Source organism: Acaryochloris sp. IP29b_bin.137 (assembly GCF_028285745.1).
In the GTDB taxonomy this organism is placed as follows: domain Bacteria; phylum Cyanobacteriota; class Cyanobacteriia; order Thermosynechococcales; family Thermosynechococcaceae; genus Acaryochloris.
Window position 1 is genome coordinate 1 of record NZ_JANQOP010000254.1, and the last position, 6,385, is coordinate 6,385.

5 protein-coding genes and 1 pseudogene are annotated in these 6,385 nt (G+C 46.3%); 3 read left to right on the plus strand and 3 right to left on the minus strand.

All coding sequences use genetic code 11. From position 1 onward, the window contains the following. Together Q0991_RS17985 and Q0991_RS17990 are read left to right on the plus strand one after the other, a co-directional pair. Positions 1–124 (plus strand): annotated as a pseudogene (locus tag Q0991_RS17985) (IS630 family transposase); the annotation flags it as partial. Between the two features lie 54 nt (positions 125–178). Continuing rightward, complete coding sequence (locus Q0991_RS17990; protein ID WP_299490920.1) at positions 179–901, plus strand: ISKra4 family transposase; 723 nt, start codon at positions 179–181, stop codon at positions 899–901. A 388-nt stretch (positions 902–1,289) separates the two neighbouring features. Here Q0991_RS17990 and Q0991_RS17995 read toward each other — a convergent pair whose 3' ends face one another. From Q0991_RS17995 to Q0991_RS18005, 3 genes are all read right to left on the minus strand, one after another. Beyond that, complete coding sequence (locus Q0991_RS17995) at positions 1,290–2,144, minus strand: M28 family peptidase (protein WP_366525003.1); 855 nt, start codon at positions 2,142–2,144, stop codon at positions 1,290–1,292. 10 nt (positions 2,145–2,154) lie between these two features. After that, the gene (locus Q0991_RS18000; protein WP_299490912.1) at positions 2,155–3,360 is read right to left on the minus strand and encodes a CHAT domain-containing protein; all 1,206 of its coding nucleotides are present in this window, start codon (positions 3,358–3,360) and stop codon (positions 2,155–2,157) included. A 376-nt stretch (positions 3,361–3,736) separates the two neighbouring features. Further along, on the minus strand, positions 3,737–4,537 hold the full coding sequence (locus tag Q0991_RS18005) for an RNA polymerase sigma factor SigF (protein ID WP_299490915.1): 801 nt from the start codon (positions 4,535–4,537) through the stop codon (positions 3,737–3,739). 256 nt (positions 4,538–4,793) lie between these two features. On the opposite strand from Q0991_RS18005, the gene Q0991_RS18010 reads away from it, so the two are divergent. Next, a complete protein-coding gene (locus Q0991_RS18010) occupies positions 4,794–6,146 on the plus strand; it encodes a hypothetical protein (protein ID WP_299490917.1) in 1,353 nt (450 codons plus the stop codon). Positions 6,147–6,385: the final 239 nt, after the last annotated feature.

The window sequence follows — 6,385 nt, forward strand, 5'->3', positions numbered from 1 at the left end:
TTCTCCTGACTTGAACAAGATTGAGCGGTCTTGGTCTTGGATTAAAAGTCGCATCCGCCACCAATTAGACCATTTTGGGTCTCTCAGAGAAGTAATGGAGCATGTCCTGCATCCAGCGTCCTGAATAGAATGGCGACTGCTATAACTGCACGCCCTTTTCTCATAGGCAGCACCCTTGGTGCAACATCTCAGTTATTTAACCGGGATTCAGGTACCCGCCAAAACCCAGCAGCGATTGGTGCATCAACAACGGTTTCCTACCCCCCAGGCTCATGAAGCTTTAACCGAAGTGAGTGTAGATGGTGGCAAAGTGCGTATCCGCACCTCTTTAGGACAACCTTGTCAGTGGAAAGACTATAAAACCCTGGCAACGGATGTGGGACTCATCGCGGATTATCACAATAATGCCCGGCTCATTGACTGGACTCACCAGCAACCGTTAGCCTCCCCAGTGACTTGCTTAGGGGATGGTCATGATGGCATTTGGAATATCATTCGTCAGCTGAGCATACCTGAGCAACGGCGAGAGATTCTGGATTGGTATCATTTGGTGGAGAATCTTCATAAGGTCGGTGGTTTCCTCAAGCGTCTGCACCAGGCTGAGCAGCTCTTATGGCAGGGGAAGGTTGATGAAACCTTGGCTCTGTTTGAGTCGTTGAAGAAAAAGCAGGCCCAAGTTTTTTGCAACTATGTTCGCAAACATCGTCATCGGATTGTCAATTATGACTATTACCAGAGTGAGGACATCTGCTCTATTGGGTCTGGGGCTGTTGAATCTGCTATCAAACAGATGAGTCGCAGAGTCAAAATTTCAGGGGCACAGTGGAATGAAACCAATGTCCCGCAAGTGCTTGCACATCGGTGTGCTTATCTCAATGGTTTAATTTGCATGCAAAGGTGACATGCTCCCAGGTGGCATCAACGCAGAGGCTCAGCCCCAAACCCATAAGGCAGACAGTAGTTGATCCAGACTCTGCCATACTGTATTACTGGGTATCTAAGGCAATACCCCAACAGACTATATCAAGATGTTGGGATGAAAATCAAAAAAATACTGACTCAAAGATAGGTAGAGATGATCGAGATGTAATTTAGAGCTAGACAGAGAGAATTTACTAAAGTATTTGATGGCATTATTGAACATAAAATGTCAGGACATACAAAAACAGAACACTACTAGAGATATAGACTAAAGTTTTGCGTGTCTACACATCAAGCTTCTCTGTATCATAGATAGCAAAAAGGGTCGATCTAAGTACTTAAGCAGATCCAAATAAAAACAGGTAAAACTAGAAAGATTGAAGGGTTTTCATAAGCCCGTTAAAAACAGCGCTAAGGAAGTCTAGATTCAAAGTCTCTATTTTGTCACTAGCCCGATGATAGTGGGGATTTCTCATATTGGCCGTATCCGTCACCATTAACGCAGAATATCCGGCATCCCAGAAAGGGGAATGATCGCTCCGCCGAGTATCGGGGAGCCACCTGCCCCGCATAGGGATGGGTAACCATTCGCAAGGAGCACCCTGCTGTTTGAAGTGGCGCGACATCCTCAGCATAGTGGGAATGGAGCGAAAATTTCCAAGTAGCGCAATAAAATTACCTGTGTTGGGGTAAAAGTACTTGAGTCCCGCTGGATAGGATTGAGTATTAGGTCGTGGGTCAATGTAGCCCAGCATCTCTAAACTCATCATCGTTGTAATTTTCGCTTGACGACTTTTCAGATCTTGGACATACGCTTGACTGCCCAGGCAACCGTATTCTTCCAAGTCAAACCCAATGAGATGGATGGGATATCGGGCAGGATGGCGGTAAAAAAATCGCGCAAGTTCTAACAGTACTGCCACGCCAGATGCATTATCATCCGCGCCGGGAGAACCAGGGACACCATCAAAATGGGCGCCGATCAGAATAGGAGGGAGGGATTGGGTGCCTGGTAAAGTCAAGACCAAATTTTCATGAGCGCTTGTCGCAACTTTTTTCAAAGCTTTGAAGGTATGCCTATGCACAGTCCCCCATTGACAGAGCTCTTGGTAAATATATTCTTTAACGAAAAAATGTCCTGCTGTCCCTAGGAAGGGATCTCTCTCTCTCACCAAATGTGACAGGTGTTTGAGCAGATTATGTTGGATAGACCCCATAGACATTGTGCTCGACTTACCAAGGGCTACTAATCATGGTAAATCCTGACCAATAAAAAGGATGAGAAAAATCAATATCGGCCATCTCAACCACTTCGCGAGGCAAAGCAACGGGAACACTCGATAATAGCAGCTGACCATTTTTGACACGAATTTGGCCTCGGAGCATACGCAACTGAGCTTGCCGTAAGGCCTCAGATTTAGTTCTCGATTGAGGTAATTGCTGATAAAACTCACTCATAATTGCGAGGGTGCCCACATCACTGACATACCAGAGACTACCCAATGCAGTTTTAACCCCTGACTTTAGCGCGATTCCGGCAAACCCTAACTCAGCAGATTGATCGCCCAAGGCTGTTTTACAGGCGCTGAGGACCAATAAGTCTAGACTCGGTTTGGACCAATCAATGGTGTTCATCTGATCTAAGCTCAGCCGAGTATCTCTAAACTGAATAAAGGATTGGCGGGGTTGACCTGGGTTAAATTCGGCATGGGTTGCCAGATGCACAATATTGTAGGTTTGACGGTTTAACTGATCTTTCAGGTTTTGGAGGGTAAAGGTGCGATTAAGTAAGGCTTGGCCCTGCCACTGAGATTGATCCGGGAGTCGGAATTTCAGAAAGGTTAGAATGGCGGAAATCTCTGTAGGGACTGAGGGTAGAGAATCCATTTGCACAAACTCAGATGCCCCACCGACCAAGATTTTTCCCTCTGTTCGAGGATTGTAATCGGTTTGAATTAAATTAAATGCTGGGATATTGGTGAGGCTATATCGCTCCACTAGGTAGCTGTTCCCATCATGTAAAGCGGCTAGGGGTAAACCTCGTAGTCCGTTCCCTAGACAAAACAACAGTGTATCGATTTCAGCAACTTGTAGATGCTCTTGCTCAAAGGGTTCAATCAGCCATTGATGTAATTGTTGAGCCAGCTCAAGATCCCATTGATCTGGATGGTCGATTTGTTGTTGAAAAGCAGCGACGGTCTGCAACAGTTTTGCCTGAGGAACATCATAGAGATCTCGAACAATGGGCTTGCCCCCCGGCAACAGTAGCACTAAGTGTAAATGGTCTTGACGAGGAACGATCCAAAGCACACCCGGTTTTGTTCTAGTTGCCTCACTTAGGTACAAGAGCGTTTGGGCAACTTCTTCGGGGTCCTGGTTGACCTCTGCTAAGTCTTCTCCAAAAAAGTCTTCAAATTCTTTTTCAAAACTACGCTCCATAGCCAAAAATCTTTGGGCAACGCTAGTGGTTGGAGCTGAGTGAGTGGGTTGGGCCAGACTGGAGAGAGAATGCAGGCTTACCAAGCCCAAGCAGAGACTGATCACCCTGATTGGGGATAATAATCTGCTTAAACGAGGTTGCCGCGAAGACAACCAGCTTGCACTGGATATAAACGACCGCTTAGCAGGTTTGAGGTTTAGCTTTCGTCTCAACATTGCAAAACCTAGAATGATGTCTTATCTCCTAGTTTATCGGTAAAAACATCTACGACTGGAGTTTGACTGGAGTTGGTAAGCGGTGGGAAAGCAGCGATCAATAAAACCCCCCGATAGACCTATCGGGGGGTTGCATGTCCTATTGTGGAGAGCGATAACGTTAGTGCTCCGTCTGGAGTGCTGCGGGCTGCTGTTGTTGCAACAACTCCACCAGCTTATCGATGCCTTTTTTCATGTTGCGAGTGACCGTTACAGAGCTAACCCCAATTCGCTTGGCGACTTCCTGCCGGGAGAGCTGGTGAAAGAAAACAGATTCGATCATGATGCGAGTCCGATCTTCAAGCTGGTTTAAGGCTTGCTGGAGTTCAATCCGATCTTCTTGGTTGGCTTGTAAAATTTGGCTATGAACATCCATCAGGGTGTCGCCAAGGGTCATGGCTGAATCAGACTGATGATGACCTGAGGAAACGCGCGCATTCAAACTGAGGGGAACCCGATTGGTGGAGGCTAGCTTAACAGAACGCCACTCTTGCATGGATAAGTTAAGCGCATCTGCAATTTCTTGATCGTTGGGTTGACGACCGAGTTCCATGGTGAGAGCCTGTCGAGCTTTGGCGGCATCCCGGCTCAATTGTTGCCAGCGACGGGGAATGCGAACAGTGTTGGCGCGATCGCGGAGGAAGTGAAGAATTTCGCCCCGAATATAAGGAACGGCAAAAGAACTAAAAGCGTAACCTTGGGAGGGGTCAAATCTTTCGATGGCAGTAATCAACCCCAAAAATCCGCATTGCTCCAGATCTTCGTAGGGCTCAGCACATTGGTGTGTAAGACGGTGCGCAACCTTGCGAACCAGCCCCATATTCAATCGCACAAGGCGGTTCCGAAGTTGTACAGAGGGCTTCTGGCGATAAGCGACCAGGAGTTCCATTGTTTGCGATTGAAGAGAAGTTTGATAAGCCATGTTTTTTGTAAGTCCTGTTTTCCTGTACCTGAAAATCATTATGGAGATCCTCACCCTGGAAAACCATCGTTAAAACACGGGAATATCGACAATCTCAAATTTTAAATTTTCCGCATATCTACGGAGATTTCAGCGCTAAATATCGCTATTTTTTGACTCAGAATCCCCAAAACCCATGCTGGTCCTATACTTTTCTCACCAACCTCTCAGCCGGCCTTGATAGATTTAATGGGCAAAGAAATGTTCGAGATTGTAAATGAAGCGTCGGTTCCGTTGGTTCATGGGTTGGTTTCTGCTATCCCTTATTCTCCTATTGAGTTGGCCTGGTCCGGCCTTGCCCTTTTATTTGGGCGGGATTCAGGTGAATGAGCCAGATGCACACACTTGGATACAAGCCTTAAAAACGGCTGAGATGAATACCGTAGAAGTCACTGTTTATGCCACTCAAGAAGAATGGGATTCTGACCAGATCAGATTTGAAGTACAAAATGAAGGCGTTATTCAGGAGATTCGGGCCGCAAAATCTGAAGGTCTGAAGGTTGTCCTGATTTTGCGCATTGCCTTAGATCATACCTATCCGCAAAATAACTTTCTTTGGCATGGGTTGATTATGCCGAAGACGGATGAACAACTTGCCCAGTGGTTTGAAAAATATACAGATTTTGTGCATCAGTGGGCCGCCATTGCGGAAGCAGAAGAGGTAGATGTCTTGGGTATTGGCAGTGAAATGAACGCCCTAACCTCAACGCTCCCTGTCAAAGCATTACCCGATTTAGAACGGTACTATTTGAATAACATTCAACAGCGGGCATTGATCCATAATCTACTGAAACATAAAGAACGGATTCCCTTTGCAGAACTGCAGCTCAAAGGGGGCTACCAATTCCCAACCCTCAAAGACTTCTTAGAACATCGATTGCTCGCTTGGCAAGCTTGGGCCAGGCAGGTGAGCTACCAAGACTCGGAGGGATCTAAACCAACGTCTATTGCCCAAATTAATCGCCGTCGTCAGCTATTGGACCAGCACTGGCGACAACTCATTCACCAGACTCGTTTAATCTATACCGGACAATTGACCTATGCGGCTAACTTTGATCAATATCAATCCGTCGGGTTTTGGGATGATCTCGATTTGATTGGCATCAATGCATATTTCCCGTTGCGCTCTCAGGCTCAATATGGCAGTCAGCGACAGCTAAAGAAGCAACTTGTAGCAGGTTGGCGTCAAATTTTCAGTGATATAGAGACGTTTCGGCAAGAGCAATCTATTACGGATAAAGCCGTTGTGTTTACAGAGTTGGGATATACCCGATGGGAGCAAAATACGTTGGCGCCTTGGAGTTATAGTGGCTTTTCTTTGGTCGGTAGGCCAGGACAACAAGACGTCATTTTATGGACGATGCAGCCCACCAATGCGCAAGAACGGGTCTTAGCGGTAGAGGCGTTGTACAAGGCCTTCAGAGCAGATTATTCTCATTTATTACACGGTATTTTGTATTGGAAGATCTCAACACAGCCCGATCAGCAGTCCTATGAACCCTTTGTTTTGATCTTGAATGACTCTCCTTTGGATCCTTTGCAACAGATATTAAAGAAATTTTTGAAATAACGCATTGGTCCTTATATAACGACATGTCCATTGGCTCAAAAGGCAGTGAACCCCAATCACCACAACTTATTCGAGGGTAAGATTGTATCGATTGAAGGTTTACTGGCCCCTATCCGTGGAGTATGGACCGTAGAAGTACGGTCCTCGTTCTAACGGATTCTGGGGTCTCTCAAGAATGACCTTCTCTACGCCCATTCATAGATATGCTGATGGACAAGTTGTTTAGCCAGTTTTCGTGA

Bases quoted from the DNA above. Each gene is read 5' to 3' on its own strand.
- Q0991_RS17995 (WP_366525003.1), bottom strand. From the start codon at position 2,144: ATGTCTATGGGGTCTATCCAACATAATCTGCTCAAACACCTGTCACAT.
- Q0991_RS18000 (WP_299490912.1), bottom strand. From the start codon at position 3,360: ATGGAGCGTAGTTTTGAAAAAGAATTTGAAGACTTTTTTGGAGAAGAC.
- Q0991_RS18005 (WP_299490915.1), bottom strand. From the start codon at position 4,537: ATGGCTTATCAAACTTCTCTTCAATCGCAAACAATGGAACTCCTGGTC.
- Q0991_RS18010 (WP_299490917.1), top strand. From the start codon at position 4,794: ATGAAGCGTCGGTTCCGTTGGTTCATGGGTTGGTTTCTGCTATCCCTT.